At 68.6% G+C, this 24,550-nt stretch carries 23 protein-coding genes; 7 read left to right on the top strand and 16 right to left on the bottom strand.

Translation table 11 applies throughout. The annotated features are described in order from the left end of the window. Positions 1–43: 43 nt before the first annotated feature. From J2848_RS25895 to J2848_RS25840, 12 genes are all read right to left on the bottom strand, one after another. Positions 44–910 carry a sugar phosphate isomerase/epimerase family protein gene (locus tag J2848_RS25895; protein ID WP_149235657.1) on the bottom strand — a complete coding sequence of 289 codons (867 nt, stop codon included), beginning with the start codon at positions 908–910 and terminating at the stop codon, positions 44–46. Beyond that, entirely contained in the window at positions 910–2,070 is a 1,161-nt protein-coding gene (locus J2848_RS25890; RefSeq protein ID WP_149235656.1) for a dihydrodipicolinate synthase family protein, read from the bottom strand. Before J2848_RS25890 ends, J2848_RS25895 begins: the two co-directional genes overlap by 1 nt. 74 nt (positions 2,071–2,144) lie before the next feature. Next, on the bottom strand, positions 2,145–3,296 hold the full coding sequence (locus J2848_RS25885) for a Gfo/Idh/MocA family protein (RefSeq protein WP_149235655.1): 1,152 nt from the start codon (positions 3,294–3,296) through the stop codon (positions 2,145–2,147). Between the two features lie 12 nt (positions 3,297–3,308). Further along, positions 3,309–4,658, bottom strand: coding sequence for a hypothetical protein (locus J2848_RS25880; RefSeq protein ID WP_170307325.1), 1,350 nt, complete (start codon positions 4,656–4,658; stop codon positions 3,309–3,311). Positions 4,659–5,093: 435 nt separating this feature from the next. Next, entirely contained in the window at positions 5,094–5,918 is an 825-nt protein-coding gene (locus tag J2848_RS25875; protein WP_149235654.1) for an ABC transporter ATP-binding protein, read from the bottom strand. A gap of 36 nt (positions 5,919–5,954) precedes the next feature. Continuing rightward, the gene (locus J2848_RS25870; protein WP_211103378.1) at positions 5,955–6,986 is read right to left on the bottom strand and encodes an ABC transporter substrate-binding protein; all 1,032 of its coding nucleotides are present in this window, start codon (positions 6,984–6,986) and stop codon (positions 5,955–5,957) included. A gap of 95 nt (positions 6,987–7,081) precedes the next feature. Next, entirely contained in the window at positions 7,082–7,891 is an 810-nt protein-coding gene (locus J2848_RS25865) for an ABC transporter permease (RefSeq protein ID WP_149235653.1), read from the bottom strand. 234 nt (positions 7,892–8,125) lie between these two features. Next, positions 8,126–8,926: an ABC transporter permease gene (locus J2848_RS25860; protein WP_109049671.1), complete on the bottom strand. Its 801-nt coding sequence runs from the start codon at positions 8,924–8,926 to the stop codon at positions 8,126–8,128. Further along, the gene (locus J2848_RS25855; protein WP_246194543.1) at positions 8,923–9,855 is read right to left on the bottom strand and encodes an ABC transporter permease; all 933 of its coding nucleotides are present in this window, start codon (positions 9,853–9,855) and stop codon (positions 8,923–8,925) included. The genes J2848_RS25860 and J2848_RS25855 overlap by 4 nt, the downstream gene beginning before the upstream one ends. A 2-nt stretch (positions 9,856–9,857) precedes the next feature. Next, entirely contained in the window at positions 9,858–10,910 is a 1,053-nt protein-coding gene (locus tag J2848_RS25850) for an ABC transporter ATP-binding protein (RefSeq protein WP_149235651.1), read from the bottom strand. A 122-nt stretch (positions 10,911–11,032) separates the two neighbouring features. Next, entirely contained in the window at positions 11,033–12,082 is a 1,050-nt protein-coding gene (locus J2848_RS25845) for an ABC transporter substrate-binding protein (protein ID WP_109095745.1), read from the bottom strand. Positions 12,083–12,353: 271 nt separating this feature from the next. Further along, complete coding sequence (locus tag J2848_RS25840; RefSeq protein WP_109452273.1) at positions 12,354–13,271, bottom strand: LysR substrate-binding domain-containing protein; 918 nt, start codon at positions 13,269–13,271, stop codon at positions 12,354–12,356. Positions 13,272–13,695: 424 nt separating this feature from the next. Here J2848_RS25840 and J2848_RS25835 point away from each other — a divergent pair, with 424 nt between their 5' ends. From J2848_RS25835 to J2848_RS25805, 7 genes are read left to right on the top strand one after another with little or no spacing between them, the layout of a single operon-like run. Then, the gene (locus J2848_RS25835) at positions 13,696–14,829 is read left to right on the top strand and encodes an NAD(P)/FAD-dependent oxidoreductase (RefSeq protein ID WP_149235650.1); all 1,134 of its coding nucleotides are present in this window, start codon (positions 13,696–13,698) and stop codon (positions 14,827–14,829) included. Continuing rightward, positions 14,810–15,124: a (2Fe-2S)-binding protein gene (locus J2848_RS25830; RefSeq protein WP_109450915.1), complete on the top strand. Its 315-nt coding sequence runs from the start codon at positions 14,810–14,812 to the stop codon at positions 15,122–15,124. The genes J2848_RS25835 and J2848_RS25830 overlap by 20 nt, the downstream gene beginning before the upstream one ends. Next, entirely contained in the window at positions 15,121–16,578 is a 1,458-nt protein-coding gene (locus J2848_RS25825) for an FAD/NAD(P)-dependent oxidoreductase (RefSeq protein WP_149235649.1), read from the top strand. The genes J2848_RS25830 and J2848_RS25825 overlap by 4 nt, the downstream gene beginning before the upstream one ends. A 13-nt stretch (positions 16,579–16,591) precedes the next feature. Further along, the gene (locus J2848_RS25820) at positions 16,592–17,719 is read left to right on the top strand and encodes an NAD(P)/FAD-dependent oxidoreductase (RefSeq protein WP_149235648.1); all 1,128 of its coding nucleotides are present in this window, start codon (positions 16,592–16,594) and stop codon (positions 17,717–17,719) included. A gap of 20 nt (positions 17,720–17,739) precedes the next feature. Continuing rightward, complete coding sequence (locus J2848_RS25815; protein WP_149235647.1) at positions 17,740–18,087, top strand: RidA family protein; 348 nt, start codon at positions 17,740–17,742, stop codon at positions 18,085–18,087. Between the two features lie 33 nt (positions 18,088–18,120). Then, complete coding sequence (locus J2848_RS25810) at positions 18,121–18,885, top strand: transporter substrate-binding domain-containing protein (RefSeq protein WP_149235646.1); 765 nt, start codon at positions 18,121–18,123, stop codon at positions 18,883–18,885. 30 nt (positions 18,886–18,915) lie between these two features. After that, positions 18,916–19,263, top strand: coding sequence for a RidA family protein (locus J2848_RS25805; protein WP_149235645.1), 348 nt, complete (start codon positions 18,916–18,918; stop codon positions 19,261–19,263). Between the two features lie 46 nt (positions 19,264–19,309). On the opposite strand, the gene J2848_RS25800 is transcribed toward J2848_RS25805, so the two are convergent. The 4 genes from J2848_RS25800 to J2848_RS25785 are packed head-to-tail and all read right to left on the bottom strand — an operon-like array spanning position 19,310 to position 24,491. Next, on the bottom strand, positions 19,310–20,713 hold the full coding sequence (locus J2848_RS25800) for a four-carbon acid sugar kinase family protein (RefSeq protein ID WP_253568743.1): 1,404 nt from the start codon (positions 20,711–20,713) through the stop codon (positions 19,310–19,312). 4 nt (positions 20,714–20,717) lie between these two features. Next, complete coding sequence (locus J2848_RS25795) at positions 20,718–21,998, bottom strand: ribulose-bisphosphate carboxylase large subunit family protein (RefSeq protein ID WP_149235106.1); 1,281 nt, start codon at positions 21,996–21,998, stop codon at positions 20,718–20,720. Between the two features lie 12 nt (positions 21,999–22,010). After that, positions 22,011–22,550 carry a VOC family protein gene (locus tag J2848_RS25790; protein ID WP_149235107.1) on the bottom strand — a complete coding sequence of 180 codons (540 nt, stop codon included), beginning with the start codon at positions 22,548–22,550 and terminating at the stop codon, positions 22,011–22,013. A 45-nt stretch (positions 22,551–22,595) separates the two neighbouring features. Then, a complete protein-coding gene (locus J2848_RS25785; RefSeq protein WP_149235108.1) occupies positions 22,596–24,491 on the bottom strand; it encodes a TRAP transporter large permease in 1,896 nt (631 codons plus the stop codon). Between the last annotated feature and the right edge of the window lie 59 nt (positions 24,492–24,550).

Raw genomic sequence — 24,550 nt, 5'->3', positions numbered from 1 at the left:
GGGGGGTGGTTCTCCCCCATCGTAGAAGCCCCGGCCACCAATTTCAAACCACGCTGCGGTGCCGCTCGATGCAGGTGTCCAGCACCTCGCCCATTGGCTTCTCCCACCAGTTGCCTTGCGAGAAGATCTCCACCTCCGAAAAGCCGGCGAAGCCGCAGTCCTCGACCCAGCCGCGGATGCGCGGGATGTCGATGACGCCGTCGCCCATCATGCCGCGGTCCAGCAGCAGGTCGGTGGTCGGCACCAGCCAGTCGCAGACATGGAAGGCCAGCAGCCTCTCCTTGCCGGCGCGGCGGATCTGCGCCTCCAGATCCGGATCCCACCAGACATGGTAGACGTCGACCGCCACCCCCAGCGATCCGGTCCGCTCCGGATCCAGCCGGTCGCAGAGGTCGAGCGCTTGGGCCATCGTGTTCACACAGGCGCGGTCGGCGGCATACATCGGGTGCAGCGGCTCGATCGCCAGCGGCATCCCCGCCTTGCGGGCATAGTCCAGCAGCTCGGCGATGCCGTCCTCCACCTGCGAGCGGGCGAGTGCGATGTCCTTGCTGGCCGGCGATCCGGGGCGGGAATATTGCGGCAGCCCGCCGACCACCAGCACCAGGCAGGCGGCACCCAGCGCCGCCGCCTCGTCCACCGCGCGGCGGTTGTCGTCGCGCACCTCCGCCGCCTTGGACGGATCGGCCGGGAACATGCCGCCGCGGCAATAGCCGGACAGCGCCAGTTCGCCGCTGCGCACCGCCCGCACCGCGGCGTCCAACCCCACCGCCGCCACCTGATCGCGCCAGGGCGCTACGGCGCGGATGCCGCGGCGGGCGCAAGCATCGAGGATCTCGACCAGATCGCCCTGCTTGCGCACGGTGGCGGTGTTGATCGACAGCCAGCGGTGATCGCGTGAGAAATCCCGCATCACGAAATCCCCCGCACCGCCAGGACCGCCGCCATCCGCTGCGCCGCCCGGTCCGGGTCGGACAGCAACCCCGCCTTGTCGGCCAGCCGGAACAACTCGGCCAGATGCAGGGTGGAGCGCGTGCTCTCCTGCCCGCCGACCATGGTGAAATGGTCCTGATGGCCGTTCAGATAGGCCATGAAGACGACACCGGTCTTGTAGAAGCGGGTTGGCGCCTTGAAGATGTGGCGCGACAGCGGGACGGTCGGCGCCAGGATGTCGTGGAACCCCGCCTCGTCGCCATCGGCCAGATGGGCCAGCGCCGATGCTGCGGCCGGCGCGATGGCGTCGAAGATGCCGAGCAGCGCGTCGGAATGATGCTGCCCGTCTCCGGCGATCAGTTCCGCGTAATTGAAGTCGTCACCGGTATACATGCGGACCCCGCCCGGTAGGCGCCGGCGCATGACGATCTCCTTGTCCTTGTCGAGCAGCGAGATTTTGATGCCGTCCACCTTGGGCGCGAAGTCGCCGATGATCGACAGCGCGGTGTCCATCGCCGCGTCCACATCGCCGGTGCCCCAATAGCCGGCCAGCGCCGGATCGAACATGTCGCCCAGCCAGTGCAGGATCACCGGCTGCTTCACCTGCGACAGGATGCGGCCATAGACGCGGACGTAGTCCTCCGGCCCCCTGGCGACGCGGGCCAGCGCGCGCGACGCCATCAGGATGATGCGGCCGTCGAGCGCCTCGATGGCCTCGATCTGCTCCTCGTAGGCGCGGATGACGTCGTCGACGCTGCGGGCGTTCTCCGGCGGCAGATGGTCGGTGCCGGCGCCGCAGGCGATCACCCCGCCGCGCGCCTTGGCCGCCGACTGCGAGCGCCGGATCAGCTCCAGCGAGGTCGGCCAGTCCAGCCCCATGCCGCGCTGCGCCGTGTCCATCGCTTCGGCGACGCCGAGGCCGAGGTCCCACAGATGCTCGCGGAAGGCGATGGTCCGGTCCCAGTCGATGGCCGGGGCCAGCCACGGATCCCCCTCGGCCAGCGGGTCGGCGACCATATGGGCGGCGGCGAAGGCGATGCGGGTCAACGGCCGCTCGGTATGGGCGGGGAAGCCGCGCGGCGGGGCCAGCGTGTAGCTTTCGATGCTGCGGTCGGCGCGGGGGAGGCGAATGGTCGGCATGGGATGGTGTTCCTGGGAAAGGTCAGGGGAGAGGGTTGGGGAGGGGGCGATCCGCACCCCTCCCGCTCGACGCCTCACCCCGCGATGGCCGGCACGTCGACCCAGCGGCGCTCGCGCCAGCTCTGCAGCGCGCATTCCACCAGCTGGACGCCCTTGGCGCCCTCGATCAGACCGTGCTTGTAGGGCGCATCCTCCACCACATGGCGGATGAAGGACTCCCACTGCACCTTGAAGCCGTTGTCGAACACGGCATTGTCCGGCACCGGCTGCCAGGTGTCGTAGAAGTCGATGGTCTGCTTCTGGTCGGGGTTCCACACCGGGCGCGGCGTGCCCTGGCGCGGCTGGATCACGCAATCGGTCAGGCCGGCCACCGCCGAGCCGTTGGTGCCGTCGACCTGGAAGGTGACCAGATCGTCGCGGTAGACCCGCGTGCACCAGGAGGAGTTGATGGTGGCGATCACCCCGCCCTCAAGCTCGAACATCGCATAGGCGGCGTCGTCGGCGGTCGCCTTGTAGGGCTTGCCCTTCTCGTCCCAGCGTTCCGGAATGTGGGTGGCGCCCAGGCAGGAGATGCTCTTCACCTGACCGAACAGGTTGTCGAGCACGTAGCGCCAGTGGCAGATCATGTCGAGGATGATGCCGCCGCCATCCTCTTCGCGGTAGTTCCAGGACGGGCGCTGCGCCGGCTGCCAGTCGCCCTCGAACACCCAATAGCCGAACTCGCCGCGCACCGACAGCATGCGCCCGAAGAAACCGCTGTCGCGCAGCATGCGCAGCTTCTCCAGCCCCGGCAGGAACAGCTTGTCCTGCACCGTGCCGTTCTTCACCCCGGCCTCCTCCGCCAGCCGGACGACGCGCAGCGCCTCGTCCAGATTGGTGGCGATCGGCTTCTCGCAATAGACATGCTTGCCGGCGCGGATCGCCTTTTCCAGCAGCGTCGGGCGCATCTGGGTGGTGCCGGCGTCGAAGAAGATCACGTCGTCGCGGTTCTCCAGCGCGGCGTCGAGATTGTCGCTCCAGCGCTCGATGCCGTGGCGGCGGGCCAGCTCCTGCATCTTCTCGGCATTGCGGCCGACCAGGATCGGATCGGGCATGACGCGCGAGCCGTCGGACAGGGTGACGCCGCCCTGGGCGCGGATCGCCAGGATCGAGCGGATCAGGTGCTGGTTCATGCCCATCCGCCCGGTGACGCCGTGCATGATGAGGCCAAGGCGCTTGGTGCTCATGGGGGAACTCCTTCAGGAAAGCGCTGATGTCGGGTTTGAAAGGGGGGAAAGGCCGGCCCAGTCGGGCTCGGCGATATGGGCGAAACCGGGACCGGACAGCGGCGCCGTCGGCAGCCGGCCGCTGCCGGTGGCGAGCCTGACCGCTCCGCCGGCATGGCGTTCATAGAAACCGGGATGGGCATCGACGAAAGCGTCGGCCTCGGCGGCGCTGCCGAAGCCCTCGCCATACTGGTGCCCGTTGCGCTCGGCATGCGGGATGCCGAGGAAAGCGACCAGGGCGGTGTCCTGCTGCACCGACAGCCCGGCCTGACAGGTCAGATCCTCGGCGGAGATGAAGTGCGGCGGCCCCCACGCCGCGCAGCGGGCGCGGTTGAGCATCGCCTTGTAGAGGCCCTTGCAGGATTTCGACGACACGCCGCGATAGCCCAGGACGCGGGCGCGCGGGAAGGCGTCGTAGCCGTCGTCGGACTCGTCGATGATCACCGGCACCCGCTCCGCCACCGCGCCCAGCGGACGGGCGAGCGCCGCCTCCCGCGCGATCGGCTGTTCCAGATAAGCGAGCGCCCGGCGGAAACCGGCCAGGGCGGGGGAGGCGTCGATCCGGTCGAGCAGTTCCGCGACATGGGCGGCGTCGCGATACTGCTCGTTGCCGTCCAGCGTCGCGCGGTAGCCGGGGGCAGCCGTTTCCAGCACGCTGGCCAGTTCCGCCAGCCGCTCGACATCGGCGGAAACGTCACCGCCCAGCTTGATCTTGAACCAGCGCAGCAGTGCTTGCTCCAGCAGCGCGCGCAGGTCTTCGGGTTTGTCCAGCAGCCCGACGGTGTGCCGCAGCTCCACCTCGCCAAGTGGCGAGAGACCGCGCAGGAAACCGTCCAGATCGAAGCCGGCGAGGTCGGGCGCCAGCCGCGCATCCAGCCCGGCGACATTGCCGCCCAGCCCGTCGAACGCATTCAGTCCCAGCACCCGCAACAGCCCGTCGAGCACCGCCTTGTCGATCTGTGCCGGCCCGAAGGCGGCGGCCAGCTTCGGCTCCAGCGTCGGGCTGAAGGCGGCATGATGCCCAAACGCGGTGTCGAGACGGTCGTCGGACAGGTAGGCGTCGCGCGCCTCGACCAGCGAGCGGCGCAGCCCGTCAACCGTGTCGGCCGGGCTGCGGTCCGGACGCTTGTCGAACCATTTCGGCATCATCATCTCGGCCGTCGCCCCCCAGGCCTCGCCCCGTCCCTCCACCGCGACCAGGGCGCGGACGAAGGATTGCGGAGCGGCTTCCACCGTCACCGCGCCGAAGCGGAACGGCTTCACGAAGCGGACGGGCCGCTCGTACAGCTCGATGGCGCGGATGCGGAGACGGGGGGCGGACATCAGGGCTCCGAACTCAGGTTAACGGTACGCGGCGTAGGCCCTCTCCCCCCCGGGGAGAGGGAGGGGACCCACGCCGGAGGCGTGGGGAGGGTGAGGGGGCCGGCGCGCAAAGCGCGCCGCCAAGGGGCATACTGCCCCTTGGCAATCCCCTGGCGCAGGCGTTCTGCCCGCGCTGCCCCCTCACCCAACCCTCTCCCCGCTTTCGGCGGACCTTTGGTCCGCCTGTCGCGTCAGCGCAAACGAAGTTTGCGCGAGAGCAGGGGGGAGAGGGCTTATAGGGGCCCTTCTTAACTTGGCTTCGTTGCCCTGGGGCGGACATGGGATGGTCTTTCGTGTGATGGCGTCTCGTTCCCGTCGGCCCCGTGTGCGGGCGCACAGGGCCGCTCCCTTCCCCGCAGGGCGAAGAAGGGATGGACCGGGGAAGCTCATGGAAACTCAGTCCAGATGCCCCTGCGCCGCGAAATGCTTGCGGATGGTCTGGGTCAGCTGGATGAAGACCGGGTCGCCCATGACGTCCAGCGTCCGCGGGCGCGGCAGCGGGACCTCGTAGGTGGCGGCGATGGTGCCGGGCCGTTCCGACATCACCATCACCCGGTCGGCCAGGAACACCGCCTCGGGGATCGAATGGGTGATCAGGATCACCGTCTTGCCGGTCTCGTGCTGGATGCGTTGCAGCTCGACATTCATCCGCTCCCGCGTCATGGCGTCGAGCGCGCCGAACGGCTCGTCCATCAGCAGGATCTTCGGGTCGTGCACCAGCGCCCGGCACAGGGCGGCGCGCTGCTGCATGCCGCCCGACAGCTGCCAGGGATATTTGTGCTCGAACCCCTTCAGCCCGGTCATCTCGACCAGCTTGTGGGCGCGTTCCAGATAGCGCTCCCGCGGCAGGCGGCGGATTTCCACCGGCAGCATGATGTTGCGCAGGACCGACCGCCAGGCCAGCAAGGTCGGGCTCTGGAAAACGATGCCGGTGTCGTCGTGCGGCTCGGTGACCGTGTCGCCTTCGATTTTGATGGTCCCGCTGCTGACCGGCAGCAGGCCGGCCAGCATCTTCAGCAGGGTGGACTTGCCGCAGCCCGACGGGCCGACCACCACCAGGAACTCGCTCGGCCGCACGTCGAAGCTGATGGGGCGGAGCGACGGCACCTCGCCGTCGCGGGTGCGGTAGGTCTTGGTCACGCCGTCGATGCGGATCAGCGGCTCGCCGGACAGGCGTTGCGTTTCCGCCTCGCCCACCAGTTTCAACTGAGGCTGTGCCATGCTCTCCTCGTCGCTCCGTGCGGGGTCCAAGGTGGTTTACTTCGCCGCGGCGTTCACCGCGGCGGCGGCCGGGTCGGGCGGCAGGAAGTCGCGGCTGTAGAAGCGCTTCGGGTTCTCCTTGGCCGAGGCGTCGAGCCCGCCATATTCGACCAGCAGATCCACCGTCTCCTTCATGTTGGCGTCGGTGACCTGGAAGGGCCGCAGCTTCTCCGTCTCCTTGGTGCGGTAGAGCGGGATGGTCAGCTCGAAGCCTTCCTGGAGCGTGTCGGGCTTGCCGCCCTTCGGGTTGGCTTTCAGGATCGCCGCCGCGGCCTCCTTCGGCGCCTTCTCGGCTTCCTCCACCGCCTTGGTGGTGGCGGCCATGAAGCGGCGGACGAGGTCCGGGTTGCTCTTCAGCGTGTCGGTGTTGGCGATGATGCCGGAGGAGACCATGTTGACGCCGTAATCGGCGAAGCGGATCGGCGTCACCGACTTGCCGGTGGCATCCTTGATCTTCATGCTCTGGTCCATGACATAGCCCAGCAGCAGATCGGCCTGTCCGTTGATGACGGCGTTCAGCTTGGTCTGGGCGTCGCCCGACACCACTTCGAAGTCACGCTCCTTCAGGCCGGTCTTCTTCAGGAACAGCGGCCAGATCTGGGACATGCTGTCGCCCGGCGTCATGGCGACGATGCGGTTCCTGATGTCCTCCGGCTTGCGGATGTTCTTCTCGGTGAAGCCCATCGCCGACATCGGGCTGGTCTGCAGCAGCACGCCCGGCGAGGTCACCGGCGCGCCCTTCATCGCCGCCTTGATCATGGTCGGCACGTCGACATAGCCGAAGGTGACGCCCTTGCTGGCGACGAGCTGCGTCGTCACCGCCGAGCCGCGGCCCTCCTGGATTTCCAGGTCGATGCCCTCGGCCTCGTAGAGCCCCTTGTCCTTGCCGTAATAGAAGGGCGCGTGCTCGCCATAGACGTACCAGTTCAGCATCAGCGTCACCTTGTCGGCGGCCTGCGCCGGCAAGGTGGAGATGGCGGTGGAGGCGGCAAAGGCGCAGAGCGCCGCGACGATGGCTTTCTTTATCACGACCTTGAGTCCTCCCATGGGTGGTGGATCGCCCCGTCGGCCTGCGTTGTGCGGCGTCGGGGTTCTTGTCGGTGAATTGTGTTTTGAAAGCGCGGTTAGGCAGCCGGTCCGAACTTGTTGCGCTGGCTGGCGTGCCAGGGAATGGCGAAGCGCTCGACCACGTCGATCACCCAGAACAGCACGACGCCCATCAGCGCCAGCACGGTCAGCGCCGCGAACATCAAGGGCAGTTCGAAATTGCCGATGGAGCGTTGCAGGACGAAGCCGATGCCGGAGTTGGAGCCGACGAATTCGCCGACCACCGCCCCCACCACCGCCAGCGTGATGGAGACCTTCAGCCCGGCGAAGATCGCCGGCAGCGCATGCGGCAGGCTGACCATCTGGAAGGTCTGCAGGCGCGACGCCTTCATCGAGCGGGCCAGATCCATCATCTCGCCATCCACCGACTTGAAGCCCTGCACCGCCGAGACGACGACCGGGAAGAAGCCGAGCAGGAAGGCGGCGATCACCTTCGGCATCAGGCCGAAGCCGAACCACACCACGAACAGCGGCGCGATGGCGACCTTGGGGATCGACTGCGAGAAGACCAGCAGCGGGTAGACATAGGCTTCGACCACGCGCGATCCGGCGATCAGCATCGCGATGGGAATGCCGAACAGCACCGACAGCGCGAAGCCGCCGAGCGTGGCCGTGAAGGTCGGGACGGATTCAGCCAGCAGGCGCGGCCATTCGTCGATCATCGCCAGCACGACGTCGCCGGGCTTCGGCACGAGATAGGCCGGCACGCCGAACACCCGGACCGACAGATCCCACAGAACCAGCAGGATGACCATCAGCAGGATGGGGCGGACCCAGTCGGAATTGAGCAGGCGCAATGCTGCGCCCGAGCGAGAGCGGGGTTCCATGCGTCTCCTCCGGCCGGCGGGCTCGGGGCGACCAGTGTGGCGGTCGCTATGTTTTAACCGGCTGGTTAAAAGTACGTCCGCATGCCCCCTGCGGTCAACACAGAAAATGGCGCAGGCGAATCATTTGCGCTCTCAACCATCGGCGGAACGGCTCCGATGCCGCGCAAAAAAAACCCCGCACCGGGCAGGTGCGGGGCAGTCCAGGGAGGAAACCTTGAGGAAGAAGCGCCGCCGTCAGTCGCGGCCCTTGCCGACCAGCAGCCGCTCCAGCCCATAGACGCGGTCGAGCACCAGCATGGCGGCCACGGTCAGGAAGATCAGCACCGCCGACACCGCCGCGACCAGCGGGTCGATGTTGTCCTGGATGTAGAGGAACAGGCGGACGGGCAGGGTGGTGGTCTCCGGCGAGGCGATGAAGACGGTCATCGTCACCTCGTCGAAGCTGTTGATGAAGGCCAGCACCCAGCCGCTCGCCACACCCGGCAGGATCAGCGGCAGCGTCACCCGGCGGAAGCAGGTCCAGGAGGAGGCACCCAGCGAGGCGGCGGCGTTCTCCACCGCCCGGTCCATGCCGGTGGACGCCGCCAGGATCAGCCGCAGCGCGAAGGGCAGGATGATGATGACATGGCTCAGCACCAGCCCGGCGAAGGTGCCGCCCAGCCCGATCATGGTGAAGAAGCGCAGGAAGGCGATGCCGAGCACGATGTGCGGCACCATCAGCGGCGACAGGAACAGCGCCTGGATCGCCTCGCGCCCGAAGAACTGGTGGCGCGCGATGGCGAGTGCGGCCGGCACCGCCACCAGGATCGCCAGGGTGGAGGACACCGCCCCCAGCAGCAAACTGTCCTTGAAGGCGCGGATGAATTCCGGATTGTCGCCGATGGCGCGGAACCAGCGCAGCGACAGCCCCTCGGTCGGCAGCGACAGGTAGCCCTGCGAGGTGAAGGCCACCGCGCAGACGATCAGGATCGGCGCCAGCAGAAATCCCAGGAACAGGACATGGAAGATCAGCGCGATCGGGCCGTTGCGGTTCATTCGAACACCTGTTTGTAGCGACGTTCGACCAGCCGGTTGCAGCCGACGATGATGACGACGTTGGCGATCAGCAGCAGCACCGCCACCGTGGCGCCCAAGGGCCAGTTCAGCGTGTTCAGGAACTCGTCATAGGCGAGCGTCGCCGCCACCTTCAGCCGCCGCCCGCCGATGATCGCCGGGGTGGCGAAGGCGCTGGCCGCCAGCGCGAAGACGATGATCGAGCCCGACAGGATGCCCGGCACGATCTGCGGCAGCACCACCCGGCGCATCACCGTCAGCGGCCCGGCGCCCAGCGACAGCGCCGCATTCTCCACCTGCGGGTCGAGCCGCTGGAGCGAGGCCCAGACCGACAGCACCATGAAGGGCACCAGCACATGGGTCAGCGCGATGATGACGCCGGTCTCGGTGTACATGAACTCGATGGGCGTCGCGATCAGCCCCATCGCCATCAGCCCCTGGTTGACCAGCCCGGTCGAGCCGAACAGCAGCGCCCAGCCCAGCGTGCGCGACACCACCGAGATCAGCAGCGGCCCCAGCACGATCAGCAGGCACAGGCCCCGCCAGGGCGACTTCATCCGCCGCAGGATGTAGGCCTCCGGCGCGCCGAACAGCGCGCAGAGCAGCGTCACCACCGCGGCGATGCGGAAGGTGCGCAGGAACACCTCGTGGAAGTAGCTGTCGGCGATGATGTCGGCATAGTTGCCGATCTGCCAGACATTCTCGATGCCGCCATAGAAGCTGAAGCTGTTCAGCGACAACAGGAAGGTCATGACCAGCGGCACCAGCAGCAGCACCGCGAACAGCGCCAGCCCCGGCGCGCTCAGCAGATAGGGCGTCCAGGGCCAGCGGCGCGGCCGGCGCGGCGGCGGTGCGTGGGTGGAGGGATTTGCGGCAGTCGCCTGCACTTGGCTATCGGTGGATGCCGCCATGCTCATGCCGCCTCCCGGTCGGCGGGCATCACCGCCATGTCGTCCGTCCGCCAGCCGACCATCACCCGCTCGCGCTCCGCCGGCAGGGGCGAGCCGTCATGCTGGCGGATCACCATCAGCCGGCCGGCGGCGGTCTCGATCTCGAACAGCCATTGCGTGCCCTGGAAGACGCGGGCCAGCACGGTGCCGCTGAGGCCGCCGGCATCGACGAAGCCGATCTTTTCCGGCCGCACGGCCAGCGCCCCCGGACCCGCCGCCATCGGCTGCGCCACCGGCCAGACGCTGTCGGCCACCGTGATGACGGTCCCGCCCGCCCCGCCGCCGACCATGCCCGGCAGCAGGTTGGTGCGGCCGAGGAAATTGGCGACGAAGGCGTTGGCCGGGTGGTCGTAGGCCTCCTGCGGGGTGGCGACCTGCTGGATGCGGCCCTTGTTCATCACCACCACGCGGTCGGACAGCGCCATCGCCTCCGACTGGTCGTGGGTGACGAGGATCATGGTGGTGCCGACGGTGCGCTGGATGCGGCGCAGCTCGATCTGCATCTCCTCGCGCATCTTGGCGTCCAGGTTCGACAGCGGCTCGTCGAGCAGCAGCAGGCTCGGCTTGATCACCAGCGCGCGCGCCAGGGCGACGCGCTGCTGCTGGCCGCCCGACATGCGGCGCGGGTGGCGGTCGCCATACTGCTCCAGCCCGACCAGCTTCAGCGCGTCGGCGACCATGCGGTCGCGGTCGGCGCGAGCGATCCTGCGCATCTCCAGCCCGAAGGCGACGTTCTCCGCCGCGGTCATGTGCGGGAACAGGGCATAGCTCTGGAAGACGATGCCCAGCCCGCGCTCGTTCGGCTTCTTCGCCAGCAGATCCTGGCCGTCCAGCATCACCCGCCCGCCGTCGGCGTCGAGGAAGCCGGCGATCATCTGCAAGGTGGTGGTCTTGCCGCAGCCCGACGGCCCCAGCAGCGAAATCAGTTCGCCCTTCTCAACGGTCAGCGAGACGTTGTCGACCGCCGTCCAGTTTCCGAAGCGCTTGGTCAGTTGGTCGAGAACCAGATAAGCCATGCCGTCGTCTCCCTTTCCCTATATCCCCTCTCCCCCCGCTCACGCGCAAACTTCGTTTGCGCTGACGCGACAGGCGGACCCTTGGTCCGCCGAAAGCGGGGAGAGGGGATAAGCCCCCTACCTCAGCGCTCGATCTCGCGGGTCCAGCGCTTGTTCCAGACCTCGCGGTTCTTGTTGATGGTGTCCCAATCCACCACCAGCAGCTTGCCGACCTGCTCCGGACCGTAGGGGATGCCGGCCTGCTTCTCGGCGGGCAGCTCGACCGTCTTGTTCACCGGGCCGAAGCCGGCGCTGACGGCGAGCGCGGTCTGCGCCTCGACGCCCAGCATGTGCTGGATGAACTTCTGCGCTTCGGGCGCATTCTTGCTGCCGGCGATCTGGCAGGCGGCGGAGCCCAGCACGATGCCGCCTTCCTTGGGATAGACGAAGGTGGCGGGGAAGCCGGTGTCGGCCAGCGCCTTGGCGCGGCCCGAGCCCCAGACGGCGATGACGGCCTGGTTGCTCTGGAACAGCTCGGTCATCTTGCCCGGCGACGGCTCGTAGGCCAGCACGTTCGGGTTGATCTTGTCCTTGAACTCCTTGAATCCCGGCTCGATGTTGGTCTCGCCGCCGCCGTTCAGGCGGGCCATCATCACCAGCGCGTGCAGGCCGTAGCTGTTGTTGATCGGCGGGATCGCCAGCTTCTTCTTGAAGCGCGGATCCTCGATGTCCTTCCACGAGGTCGGGGCCGGGATCTTGTTCTCGTCGAAATAGGCCTTGTTGTAGAGGATGCCGGTGCCGACCGCGCCGAAATTGACCGCCTTGCCCGACGGCATCTTCGCCAGATCGTAGAGCTGGTCGTAGACCGGCGCCTTCTCCAGGTCGGCGCAGAAGTTCAGCGCCACCGCCTGGTACATCGGGCCGTCGTCGAGGATGACGACGTCGATCTGCTGGTTGCCCTTCTGGGCTTGCAGCTTGGCGAGGTTGTCGGTGGAGTTGCCGGCGACATACTCGATCTTCACCCCGTTCGCCTTCTCGAAGGCCGGGATGATGTCCTTGCGCATGGTCTGCTCGAACGACCCGCCATAGGCGGCGACATAGAGCGTCTTTTCCTGGGCCTGGGCCGTCTGCACCGCGGCCATGCCGCACCACAGGGCCGCCGTCGCCATCAACCCGCACATCACCGAGCGCATCGTCATTCTCCTCTAGAGCCTGTGTCCCTGTTTACGATCCCGGATTCATCGGAGCCCGATCTGCGGACCGCATGTCGATTGCGCTCCGGAGCACCGCTTTTACCGCATTTGACCTTGCCGGCCGTCTGCTGCGGGCTGTTCTTCTTGAGGCTTCGCGCCCGGGACATGGATCAAGGGTGATGGTGCGGTCACATAACCGTCAAATCGAATTCCCGCCATCATTCATCCGGTAATGTTATAATTCCGTGCTGCGAACGAGTTGAGGGGGCTTTCAGGCGCCGCCAATCCCGAGAAAATTGTCGCGGAAGCGGATCGCCTCCTCCATGAAGCCGGCCAGGAAGTCCTCGGCGATCATCGACAGCGGCACCTGGGCGGAGCGCAGGATGGCGATGTCGAAGCCGATGCGCGGCTCGAACGGGCGGACGACCAGCCCGTGCGGGACATAATCCTGGGCGGTGAAGGGGTCGACGATCGACATGCCGTACCCGGCCGCCACCATGGCGCAGGCGTTCATCGTCAGCTGGGTTTCCACCCGCATCAGCCGCGACACGTCGTGATCGGCGAAGATGGTGTCGATGCGGGAGCGCAGCAGGGCCGGCGGGGTGGTGGAGATGAAGCTCTCCCCCTCGAAATCCTTCGGTGCCAGCACGTCCCTGGCGGCCAGCGGATGGCCGGGCGGCAGGATGGCGACGGCGGGAATCCCGTGGATCTTCTCGGTCAGCACCGCCGCATGGTCGATGGGGGTGTGGGCGAAGCCCAGCTCGCACTGGCCGGTCGCCACCCAGTCCAGGATGATCGGCGAGGTGCTGCCGCGCAGCGCGATGTCCACCCGCGGCCGGTCGCTGAGGAAGCGCGCGACATAGCGCGGCAGGAACCCCACCCCCAGCGCCGGCATCGCCGCCACCCGCAGCGCCCCGCTGCGCCTCGCGGTCAGGTCGCGCGCCGTCTGCTCGATCAGTTCCAGCCCGACGAAGGCGCGGTCGACCACCTGATAGAGCGAGATCGCCTCGCTGGTCGGCGCGATGCGCGGTCCGCGCCGCTCGAACAGGGTCAGCTTCAGCGCATATTGCAGGTCGCCGATCAGCCGGCTGACCGCCGGCTGCGAGATGTTCAGCAGTTCCGCCGCCGCGGTGATGCCGCCGGTCAGCATGACGGCGCGGAAGGCCTCGATCTGGCGCGGATTGATCATGGCGCCCGCCCCATAGCCCAAATCGGCCTTAGTCCCCTCTCCCCGGGGGAGAGAGGGGGGCCGTCTCCCCCCAAAACCTCACCACCCCCCGCCGAATCATAACATTCAGACATGAAACGCCCCTTCGATCTGATTTGACAGTTATAGGTTGGCTGCCGATGCTGTCGCAAGGATCACGGGAACTTGGGGGCACCGTCGGGGAGCATAGGACAGACTCCCGCGGTGCTCCGGCAAAGAAAACCCTGCAGTTTGCAATACATCCATGTGTAACGCCGGCAGATCCGGCGCGACCTCAAAGATTTACGGCGTATCGTCAAATATTCGACACTGTATGCGGGTGCCGGATGGGGCGATGCGCGCCACACGATAAATGCGGCGGCCGATGCGCACGGGGAACGGTGCGGCGGCGGCGGGAGTGGAGACGATGACGCAGCCCAGTCGGGGCGGAGAATACGACGTCGCCGTGATCGGCGGCGGGCTGGTCGGATCGGCGATGGCCTGGGGTCTCGCCCGTGCCGGCCAGACGGTCGCCATGCTGGACGAGGGCGACATCGCCGTGCGGCCGTCGCGCGGCAACTTCGCCCTGGTCTGGGTGCAGGGCAAGGGCCTTGGCATGCCGGAATATGCCGGCTGGACCAAGAAGTCCTCCGACGACTGGAGCGGCTTCGCCGACCTGCTGCGCGAACAGACCGGCCTGGACGTCGCCTACCGCCGTCCCGGCGGCTTCATGCCGATGCTGTCGGAAGAGGATTTGCAGGCCCGCGCCAACACCATGATGCGGCTGCACAACCAGCCCGACATGATCCGTTACCCCTACGAGGTGATGGACCGCGAGACGCTGCGCAAGGAACTGCCCTTCATCGGGCCGGACGTGGTCGGCGGCACCTATTGCCCGCTGGACGGCCACTGCAACTCGCTGCGCCTCCTGCGCACCCTGCACAAGGGCATCGGCCTGCTGGGCGTCGATTACCGTCCCAACCACCGGGTCGAGCGCATCGAGCATCGCGACGGCGGCTTCCGCATGACCACCGCAGGCGGCGAAGTCCGCGCCGGCAAGATCGTGCTGGCCGCCGGCCATGACGGCGCCCGGCTGGCGCCGATGGTCGGGCTGTCGGCCCCCGTCCGCCCGCAGCGCGGCCATGTCATCGTCACCGAGAAGACCGCCCCCTTCCTGCATCACCCCACCGTTTATGTCCGCCAGACCGACGAAGGCGGGGTGATGATCGGCGACAGCTTCGAGGAGGTCGGCTTCGACACGACGCTGCAACCCGGCATTTCCTCGGCCATCGCAGAGCGCGCCATCCGTTTCTTCCCGCTGCTGGGCAAGCTGAACGTGGTGCGGAGCTGGGCGGCGCTGCGCGTGCTGACGCCGGACGGCTTCCCGATCTACGAGGAATCGAAGACGGCGCCCGGCGCCTTCGTCGCCACCTGCCACAGCGGCGTCACCCTTGCCGCCAACCATGCGCTGACGCTGGCGCCGCTGATCGCGGCCGGCGGCCTCGGCGACAGCTTCACGCCCTTCAGCGCCCGGAGGTTCCATGTTCCGCAGGCTGCCTGAGATCGAAACCGCCCTCAACGCAGCAGGGCACACGGTTTCCTTCACCATCGACGGCCGTCCAGCCAGCGCGCGGGCCGGCGACAGCGTCACCGCCGCCCTGCTGGCGAACGGCGTCACCGCCTGCCGCACCACCCCCGTCAGCGGGGCGGCGCGCGGTCCCTACTGCATGATGGGCGTCTGCTTCGACTGCCTCGTCACCATCGACGGCACCGGCAACCGCCAGGGCTGTCAGGTCCGCGTGGCTCCGGGCATGGCGGTGGAAACCCAGAACGGCAAGCGCGAGGTCGAGCGATGAGCGCCCCCAAGTTTGACTTCGACATCGCCGTCGTCGGCTCCGGTCCCGCCGGCCTCGCCGCCGCGGCGCTGGCCGCGTCGAAGGGCGCGTCGGTCGTCCTGCTCGACGAGCAGGCGGAACCCGGCGGCCAGATCTACCGCGCCGTCACCGAAACCCCGGTGCGCGACCGCAAGGTGCTCGGCCCCGACTATTGGCATGGCGCCGAGCTGCTGGGTCCGCTGCGCGACAGCGGCGCCGTCCACTGGCCCGGCACCATCGTGTGGAGCGTCGCCCGCCCGCGCGAGGACGTGGCCGACGGGCACCGCCCGATCCAGATCGGCCTGTCGCGCAACGGCGCCGCATCCATGCTGACCGTCCGCCACGTCATCCTGGCGACCGGCGCCCTGGAGCGGCCCTTCCCGATCCCCGGCTGGACCCTGCCGGGCGTGCTGGGTGCCGGTGCGGCGCAGGTGTTGCTGAAGACCTCCGGCCTCGTGCCGTCGGGCGCCACGGTGATGGCGGGCAGCGGCCCGCTGCTCTGGCTGCTGGCTTGGCAGTATCTCCAGGCCGGCGTCCGCATCGACGCCATCCTCGACACCACACCGAAGGAGAACTGGCGCGCCGCCCTGCCGCTGCTGCCGGGATTCCTGCGCTCGCCTTACCTCGGCAAGGGCATGAAGCTGATGCTGGAGGTCCGGCGCAAGCTGACCGTCATCGGCAACGTCACCGCCTTGCGCGCCGAAGGTGCCATCGGCGGGGACAGCGCCTTGAAGAGCGTCGTCTACACCCGCAACGGCGCCGAGCACCGGCTGCCCGCCGACACGCTGCTGCTGCATCACGGCGTCGTCCCCAACCTGAACCTCGCCAACGCCACCGGCTGCGCCCAGCGCTGGGACGAGCAGCAGCGCTGCTGGCGTCCGACCACCGACGAATGGGGCGCCACCTCGGTCGAGGGCGTGTCGCTGGCCGGTGACGGCGCCGGCATCGGCGGCGCCCGCGCGGCGGCGGAGGCCGGCCGGCTGGCCGCCCTCGACGCCCTGCACCGGCTCGGCCGCATCGGGCGCGAGCAGCGCGACCAGCTGGCGGTTCCCCATCGCGCAGCACTCGACCGCGCGCTGACCGGCCGCGCCTTCCTCGACACGCTCTACACCCCGGCGGAAGCCTTCCGCGCGCCGGCCGACGACACCATCGTCTGCCGCTGCGAGGAGATCACCGCCGGTGCGGTGCGCGAGGCGGTGCGGCTCGGCTGCTCCGGCCCCAACCAGGCCAAGAGCTTCCTGCGCTGCGGCATGGGTCCGTGCCAGGGCCGGCTCTGCGGCCCGACGGTGACCGAGGTCATCGCGGCGGAGCGCGGCGTCTCCCCGGCGGATGTCGGCTATTACCGGCTGCGCCCGCCGGTGAAGCCGATCACGCTCGCCGAACTGGCCGCCCTGCCGAAGACCGACGCCGACATCGACGCCGTCTTCAAGCATTGACCGGAGGCGCCCGATGACCGCGACCGCCTCCCCAAAACCGGACGTCATCGTCATCGGCGGCGGCCTGCACGGCTGCTCCGCGGCGCTGCACCTGTCGATGCGCGGCGTCCGCGTGCTGGTGCTGGAAAAGGACCATGTCGCCCGCCACGCCTCCGGCGTCAATGCGGGCGGTGTGCGCCAGCTCGGCCGCCATGTCGCCGAGGTGCCGCTGTCCGTCGCCTCGATGGCGCTGTGGCACGGCATCCGCGATCTGGTGGACGACGATTGCGGCTTCGAAAGCCACGGCCAGATCAAGGTGGCGGAGAGCGAGGCGGAACTGGCGACCTCGCACGCCCGCGTCGCCGAACTGAACGCGCTGGGCTTCACCCACGAGGAGGTGGTCGGTCGGGACGAACTGCGCTCGCTGGTGCCGGCCATCGCCGACCACTGCGTCGGCGCCCTGGTGTCGCGCGGCGATGGGGCGGCGATCCCCTTCCGCACCACCTTTGCCTTCCGCCGCAAGGCCATCGCGCTCGGTGCCCGCTTCCAGGAGGGCGGGACGGTGACGCGGCTGTCCCGCAAGAACGGCCTGTGGACCGTGGAGACCGCCGACGGTGCCCGCTTCGAAGCGCCGGTGGTGGTGAACGCCGCCGGCGCCTGGGCCGACCGCATCGCCGCCCAGGTGGGAGAGCCCGTGCCGCTGGAGGTCATCGCCCCCATGCTGATGATCACCGCCCGCGTCGCGCCCTTCATCAAGCCGGTGGTCGGGGCGACCGGCCGCACCCTGTCCTTCAAGCAGTTCCCCAACGGCACCGTGCTGATCGGCGGCGGGCTGCTCGGCCGGGCGGTGCGCGACGAGAACCGGACGGAGCTGGACTTCTCGCAGGTGTCGGTGAATGCCCGCACGGTGTGGGACCTGTTCCCGTGCATGCGCGGCGCCACCATCGTCCGCGCCTGGGCGGGGATCGAGGCGCGGATGCCGGACCAGATCCCGGTGATCGGCCCCAGCGGCACCGAGCCGGATCTCTACCATTCCTTCGGTTTCTCCGCGCACGGCTTCCAGCTTGGCCCTATTGTCGGGCGCATCACCGCCGACCTGATCACCGGCGGGTCCACCGACCTGCCCATCGCCCCCTTCCGCGTCGGCCGCTTCGCCGCCTGACCCTTTGGAGCATCGAACCCGTGACGATCCAGCGCTTCCACCTGACCCCGCGGCTCTGCGACATGGTCATCCACAAGGACACCGTCTATCTCGCCGGCCAGATCGTCGACGACGGGTCCACCACGGTCGAGGCGCAGACCCGCGACGTGCTGCGCCAGATCGACGCCCTGCTGGCCCAGGCCGGCACGTCGAAGAGCGGCATCCTGACCGCCACGGTCTATCTCGCCGACATCGCCACCTTCCCCGAGATGAACGCCGCCTGGGACGCCTGGGTCGACAAGGCCAACCCGCCGGCCCGCGCGACGGTCGAGGCCCGCCTCGCCGACCCGTCGATCCTGGTCGAGATCGTGGTCGTCGCGGGCCTCTAACCCCACCCACCTTCGCCATTTCCGGAGCCTGCCATGAAGCGCCTCGTCACGGGCGTTGCCGCCCTCCTCTTGCTTGCGTCCGGCGGCGTCGCCGCGGCGCAGGAGATCCGCATCGCCACCGAGGGCGCCTATCCGCCCTTCAACTTCACCCAGCCCGACGGCAAGGTGGCGGGGCTGGAGGTCGATCTCGCCAATGCGCTGTGCGAACGGATGAAGCGTCCCTGCACCGTCGTGGCGCAGGAATGGGACGGCATCATTCCGGGCCTGCTGGCGAAGAAGTACGACGCCATCATGGCGACGATGAACATCACGCCGGAGCGGGCGAAGGCCATCGGCTTCTCCACCCCCTACATGGTGGTGCCGGCCTATTTCGTGGTGCCGGCCACCTCGGCCATCGACGGCTCGCCGGCCAGCCTGCGCGGCAGGACCATCGGCGCCCAGGTCTCCACCACCCATTCCCGCTATGTCGAGAAGCATCTCGGCAGCGACGCGACGCTGAAGACCTACGACACCGCCTCCAACCTGCTGGCCGACCTGAAGGCCGGGCGGCTCGACGCCGCCATCACCACCGGCGCCACCGCTTCCGCCTGGGTGAAGGGCGATGGCGGCAAGTCGGTCAAGCTGGTCGGCCAGCCGGTGATCGACGCCGAGGTGTTCGGCCCCGGCATCGGCGTCGGGCTGCGCAAGGAGGACACAAGCCTGAAGCAGTCCTTCGACGAGGCGATCCGCGCGGTCGTTCAGGACGGCACGCTGGCGCGCATCGCCGCCCGCTACGTCGATTTCTCCATCACCCCCTGAGTTCTTTTCAAAGCCAAGGAGCAGTTTCCCGTGATCAAGCGCATCGAGAAGACCAAGATCATGCACCGCGTCGTCGTCAACAACGGCACGGCCTATCTCGGCGGCATCATCGCCGACGACGTCAGCGTCGGCATGGGCGGCCAGGTCACGCAGATCTGCGGCAAGCTCGACCAGGTGCTGGCGCTGGCCGGCAGCGACAAGACCAGGCTGCTGTCCGCCCAGCTCTTCATCACCAACATGAGCCTGAAGGACGAGATGAATGACGCTTGGCTGTCCTGGCTGGACGGCAACGACCTGCCGGCCCGCGCCACCATCGGCGTCGCCGATCTCGGCAAGCCGGAAATCCTGATCGAAGTGGTGGTGACTGCCGCGGTGTGAGGACCACCAACCCCGGAGGAGTCCCCTCTCCCCCCCGGGGAGAGGGTTAGGGTGAGGGGGATGCGCGGCGAGGATTCTCGGGATAGCCACGCAGTGCATCCCCCTCACCCCGCCCCTCTCCCCGGGGGGGAGAGGGGGAAAGCAACCGCTCGAACAGATCCTCGCCGCCCATCTGCCCGCCTTTCAGCATCAGCTCCAGCCCATTCACCGCCGGATCGTCGGCATGGGTCCTGCTGACGGTGACCCCCGGCGCCAGCGTGCAGCGGTAGGACAATCCCCAGCATCCCAGCGCCCGCACGGCGAGGCTGGAGGTATCGCCGCCGGCGATCCCGACCCGGCGCAGGGCCACCCGCCGCAGCACCGCCGCGACAAAGTCCGCCGTCGCCGCCGCGACCCGCCCGGCCTGGGCGGTGTCCGCCGTCCCGGCTTCCGCCGGTGCCGTCCAGACCAGCGTGTGACGCCCGGCCGTCAACGACGCCGCCACCTCTCCCAGCAATCTCTCCGCATACCCCGGATCGCCGCACAGCGCCGCCGCGTCGGCCTGGATCCGCGTGTAGGACCCCGCCGCCTCCACCTGCCGCCGCGTCACCGGCGACAGGCTGCCCGCCATCAGGAACACCGGAGAGTCCGTCGCACCCAGCGGCACCTCCTCCGCCACCCGACCGGCAGAGCCGGCGTTCCAGTGCGCGACGAGCGCCTGCGCCACGCTGCTCGGCCCGACCGCCAGCAGCGGAGCCTCCACCGCCCGCTCCCAGATCAGCCGCCCGACGATCGCCAGATCCTCACTGCGCGACACGTCCAGCAGCATCGCTGGCGGCCGTTCCGCCATCAGCCGGTCCATCAGCCGGGCGAGCGCATCGCCGCTCAACCCATAGTCCGGGAGATGCAGCGCCGCCATCCCCTCCAGCCCCTGGGCCGCAAGGTGCCGGCGCAGGTCGGCCTCGGCCATCGGCGTGACGGGATGCACGCTCATCGTCGGGTGGCGGTCGACGCGATGCACCGCACCGCCGGTGCCCGCAGCGGCGAACAGCGTGCTGAACAGGCAATAGCGCCCGATGTTCGGCTGCCCGCCCACCACCGGCCGGAAGCGGTTGGGAAAATGCGGCGCCAGCGTCCGCACCGCCTCGCCGATGCTGCCGACATCGGGCGCGCTGTCGAAGGTGGAGCAGCATTTGTAGTGCATCACCGCCACGCCGAGTGCTGCGAAGAAGCGGCCGACCGGCTCCAGCTCCGCCCGCATCGCCTCGGGCGCCATGCTGCGCGCCGCTCCGGCGATGCCGACGGCATCGAGCGGCCCACCGGCATCCCTCTGGGCTTCTCCCAGCCGGGCGACATCCGGCACGTCGAGGAACAGCAGCGCCCGCTGCCCGGCCTTCGCCAGCGCGGCCAGCGTGTCGGTCGCCCCGGTGAAGTCGTCGCCGTACCAGCCGAGCTTCGGGATCGCCGCCATGGCCTCACCCCTTCTTTCCGAAGAAGTCCAACGACCGCCGCAATTCCGGCAGCTCCCTCGCCGCGTCATCCAGGCTGCGCCCGGCCCGCACGGCGTCCCAGGCCTGCCGGATGCTCAGCACGCCGGCCGCCGGGCCATCGGGATGGGCCATGATGCCGCCGCCGGACATGAACAGCAGGTCCGCCGTCCCCACCGCCCCCCAGGTGACCGGCACCGTGCCGGCCCATTGCCCGGAGGAGAAGGCCGGCATCACGGCGTCGCCCCTATCAGGCGCATCCGCCGCCAGCGGCGCCAGACAGGCCCGCGCCCCATCGATCACCTCCGCGTCGGGCTGGGCGAACTTGCCGTTCAGCCCGTGGACATGCATGTGGTCCACCCCCGCCAGCCGCCACAGCGCCTGATAGGCATCGAAGCCGATGCCGAGCAGCGGGTGGCGCGACAGGGCGCCGAAGCCGTTGCGGTGGCCGTGCAGCACCAGCCCGCTGTGCCGGCGCAGGGTCTGCACCGCCGAATAGCCGCACCAGTTCAGGCTGACCATGATGCAGGACCCGCCCTCGCGCTCCACCAGATCGGCGTGGCGACGCATGGCGTCGGTCTCGTCGGTGATGTTGAAGGCGACCATCACATGCTTGCCGGTGCGGTCCTGGTGGCGGCGCACCCGCTCCATCACCGCCGGGATGCGCCGGGCCAGCGGCGCATGGGCCGGATCGGCGCAGATCTCGTCGTCCTTGATGAAGTCCAGCCCGGCGGCGCACAGCGTGCCGACCAGTTCGCCGGTCTCTTCGGCCGACAGCCCGACATTCGGCTTGATGATGGAGCCGACCAGCGGCCCGTCCGCCACCCCGGTCAGCCGCCTTGTGCCGGCGACGCCGTGGCACGGCAGGTCGAACTGTGCGCGGTAGGCCTGCGGAATGCGCAGGCTCTCCAGCCGCAGCCCCGTCACCTCGCCCAGGTCATAGAGGTTGCCCGCCACCGTCGCCGCCAGCGTCGGCAGATTGGCGCCGATGTTGGCGGTGGGGAAGGAGAGGGTGACGCGCGCCCGCCGCCACGGGCCGGTGTTGCGCTGCCGCTCCAGCCAATTGTTGGGTAGGGCAGGGGTCTCGGCGACGTCCAGCTTCTCGACGGATTCGACGATGGCGCGGGCCCGGGCGCGCAAATCGTCGGTTTCGCCATGGACGCGGGTGAAGGTGCCGCAGGACTGCTCCCCCGCCATCACCTCCGCCACCTTGCCCGGGGCGAGGGGGGTTTCGATCAGGTATGTCGCTTCGATGCGGTCGGCGTGCATGGTGGCCGCCCCTTACAGCTTGCTCAGATCCGGGAAGGGCCGCACCGGGTCGCTGCCGTCCCAGCCCATCGACGCCTCGCGAATCAGGTCGAACATCCGGCCCTTCGGCCCGGCGACCTCCGACAGCTCGATCACCGTGCCGGGATGGTATTCGGTGTCGAAATAGATGAAGCGGCCCTTCTCGCCGACCTCGCCGCTCATCACCGGCTTGAAGCCCTGGGCCAGCAGCCGCTCCAGGTCGGCGTCGTAATCCTCGGTCCAGTAGGCGACATGCTGCAACCCGGTGTTCCCGGCCTGGAGGAAGTCGCGGTACATCGACGGCGCGTCGTTGCGGGTCTGGATCAGCTCCATCTGCAGCGGACCGGAGTTGGCCAGCGCCACCGAATTGTGAACCTCGTAGGATTCGCCGCGGTAGGTATAGTTCCGGATCGGAACCCGCTCGTTGTAGAACCACGGGCCGATGCCGAGCTTGCGGCTCCAATAGTCCATGGCGGCTTCGATGTCGCGCACGACGTAGCCAGCCTGACGGATCTGGCCGAAGAATCGGCTCATTGAAGGAACTCCGGATAAGAGGGGATCGAATAAAACCGGTGGCCCTTACCGGGCCAGAAAACCGGTCGAAATCCAGGGAATGGCGGCGACGATCACCAGCCCGACCAGCAGCGCGCCGACATAGCCCCAGATGTGCTTCAGGCCGTCGTCGGGATTGACCTTGCTGATGGCGCAGGCGCCGTAGTAACCGACGCCGAAGGGCGGGGCGAACAGGCCGATGCCCATGGCGAAGATGACGACCATCGCATAATGGACCTCATGCACCCCGGCGGCGCGGGCGATGGGGAACAGCAGCGGGCCGAACAGGACGATGGCGGGGATGCCCTCCAGAACGCTGCCCAGGATGATGAAGGCGACGATGGAGATGGCGAGGAAACCATAGGCGCCGCCGGGAATGCCGGCCATGAAGCGCGCCAGATCGGACGAGAAGCCGGACTGGGTCAGGCCCCAGGCCATCGAGGTGGCGCAGCCGACGATGAAGATGATGGCTCCGGTCAGCGATGCCGTCTCGATCAGCATCGGCTTCAGCCGGCGCCAGTCGAACTGGCGGTAGATCAGCAGCCCGACGATGGTGGAATAGGCGATGCCGATGGTCGACACCTCGGTCGCCGTCGCGATGCCCTCGACCACCGCGGCGCGGATGACGAAGGGCAGCAGGATGGCGGGCAGCGCCACCATGGCGAGCCGGGCGATCTCGCGGCCAGGGGTGCGCTCGACATGGCTCAGATCCTCGCCCCGGTAGCGCCGCCAGACCACGAAGCACAGGCAGGCGCCCAGCACCACGCCCGGCAGCATGCCGCCGGTGAAGAGTGCCGCGATCGACACGCCGGTGACCGAGCCGATGGTGATCAGCACGATGCTGGGCGGAATGGTCTCGGTCTGCGCACCGGTCGCCGACAAGAGCGCCACCAGATCGCCGGGAGGGGCGCCGCGCTTCTTCATCTCCGGGAACAGCACCGGGGCGATGGCCGCCATGTCGGCGATCTTCGAGCCGGAGATGCCGGAGACCAGATACATCGCCCCGATCAGCACATAGGACAGGCCGCCGCGGACATGGCCGAGCAGGCTGGCGAGGAACTGGATCATGGCGCGGGCCATGCCGGTCATCTCGATCAAGAGGCCGAGGAAGACGAACAGCGGCACCGCCAGCAGGATCAGGTGGCTCATCCCCTCGTCCAGCCGGCCGACCATCACCAGCAGCGGCGTCGAGGTGGTCAGCGCCAGATAGGCGAAGGTGGCGAGCGCGAAGGAGAAGGCGATCGGCACCCCGGCGAAGACGTTGGCGGCGACCAGCCCGACGAAGAAGATGACGAGGTTCAGCTGCCCCAGCGGCTTCAGCACCGGCCCGGCGACCCAGAAGCCGGCGACGATGGCGCCGGTCACCAGCGCCGCCGCCAGCACCGTCAAGGGCTTGGCGACCCGCAGCAACCGGAACAGCGCCGCCACCAGCATCAGCCCCAGCCCGACCGGCAGCGCCGACGCCCGCCACGCGTTGGACACCTCCATCGCCGGGGTGGTGATGAACTGTTCCTCCATCGCGTAATCGACGGCGTGGTACAGCACCAGCGTCAGGAAGGCGATCGGGGCGGTGATGGCGATGCATTCCAGCAGGCTGCGCGCCTGCGGGCCGACGCGGCTGACCAGCCCGGTCATCCGCATATGCTCGCCCCGGCGCAGCGCCACCACGGCACCCAGCATCGACAGCCACAGGAACAGGATCGATGCCAGCTCGTCCGACCACACCAGCGGGGTGTGGAACAGATAGCGGGCGGTGACGCCGGCCAGCAGGACGACGATCTCGACCAGCACCAGAAGGCCCGCCACGACCTCGACCCCGACGGACAGGCCATGGTCGACCCTGCGCAGCAGCGAGGCGCCGCCGGCACCCAGACTGCCGGGAGCCTCGGCAAAGCCGTGGACCGGTTCGGACATGTGGGACATGGCGGGATGTTCCTTCATGGGACTGGCATGGGAAAGGTCCGGACAGGACTGCGGCGGCG

The sequence above is a fragment of the Azospirillum lipoferum genome, assembly GCF_024170005.1.
Lineage (GTDB): Bacteria > Pseudomonadota > Alphaproteobacteria > Azospirillales > Azospirillaceae > Azospirillum > Azospirillum lipoferum.
The sequence above is the reverse complement of the archived record's forward strand: the minus strand, read 5'-3'. Positions and strand labels throughout refer to the sequence as shown.

Bases quoted from the DNA above. Each gene is read 5' to 3' on its own strand.
- J2848_RS25790 (WP_149235107.1), bottom strand. From the start codon at position 22,550: ATGAGCCGATTCTTCGGCCAGATCCGTCAGGCTGGCTACGTCGTGCGC.
- J2848_RS25860 (WP_109049671.1), bottom strand. From the start codon at position 8,926: ATGAACCGCAACGGCCCGATCGCGCTGATCTTCCATGTCCTGTTCCTG.
- J2848_RS25830 (WP_109450915.1), top strand. From the start codon at position 14,810: ATGTTCCGCAGGCTGCCTGAGATCGAAACCGCCCTCAACGCAGCAGGG.
- J2848_RS25880 (WP_170307325.1), bottom strand. From the start codon at position 4,658: ATGTCCGCCCCCCGTCTCCGCATCCGCGCCATCGAGCTGTACGAGCGG.
- J2848_RS25825 (WP_149235649.1), top strand. From the start codon at position 15,121: ATGAGCGCCCCCAAGTTTGACTTCGACATCGCCGTCGTCGGCTCCGGT.
- J2848_RS25890 (WP_149235656.1), bottom strand. From the start codon at position 2,070: ATGCCGACCATTCGCCTCCCCCGCGCCGACCGCAGCATCGAAAGCTAC.
- J2848_RS25840 (WP_109452273.1), bottom strand. From the start codon at position 13,271: ATGATCAATCCGCGCCAGATCGAGGCCTTCCGCGCCGTCATGCTGACC.
- J2848_RS25835 (WP_149235650.1), top strand. From the start codon at position 13,696: ATGACGCAGCCCAGTCGGGGCGGAGAATACGACGTCGCCGTGATCGGC.
- J2848_RS25810 (WP_149235646.1), top strand. From the start codon at position 18,121: ATGAAGCGCCTCGTCACGGGCGTTGCCGCCCTCCTCTTGCTTGCGTCC.
- J2848_RS25865 (WP_149235653.1), bottom strand. From the start codon at position 7,891: ATGGAACCCCGCTCTCGCTCGGGCGCAGCATTGCGCCTGCTCAATTCC.
- J2848_RS25875 (WP_149235654.1), bottom strand. From the start codon at position 5,918: ATGGCACAGCCTCAGTTGAAACTGGTGGGCGAGGCGGAAACGCAACGC.
- J2848_RS25895 (WP_149235657.1), bottom strand. From the start codon at position 910: ATGCGGGATTTCTCACGCGATCACCGCTGGCTGTCGATCAACACCGCC.
- J2848_RS25795 (WP_149235106.1), bottom strand. From the start codon at position 21,998: ATGCACGCCGACCGCATCGAAGCGACATACCTGATCGAAACCCCCCTC.
- J2848_RS25785 (WP_149235108.1), bottom strand. From the start codon at position 24,491: ATGTCCCACATGTCCGAACCGGTCCACGGCTTTGCCGAGGCTCCCGGC.
- J2848_RS25885 (WP_149235655.1), bottom strand. From the start codon at position 3,296: ATGAGCACCAAGCGCCTTGGCCTCATCATGCACGGCGTCACCGGGCGG.
- J2848_RS25800 (WP_253568743.1), bottom strand. From the start codon at position 20,713: ATGGCGGCGATCCCGAAGCTCGGCTGGTACGGCGACGACTTCACCGGG.
- J2848_RS25850 (WP_149235651.1), bottom strand. From the start codon at position 10,910: ATGGCTTATCTGGTTCTCGACCAACTGACCAAGCGCTTCGGAAACTGG.
- J2848_RS25855 (WP_246194543.1), bottom strand. From the start codon at position 9,855: ATGGCGGCATCCACCGATAGCCAAGTGCAGGCGACTGCCGCAAATCCC.
- J2848_RS25820 (WP_149235648.1), top strand. From the start codon at position 16,592: ATGACCGCGACCGCCTCCCCAAAACCGGACGTCATCGTCATCGGCGGC.
- J2848_RS25845 (WP_109095745.1), bottom strand. From the start codon at position 12,082: ATGCGCTCGGTGATGTGCGGGTTGATGGCGACGGCGGCCCTGTGGTGC.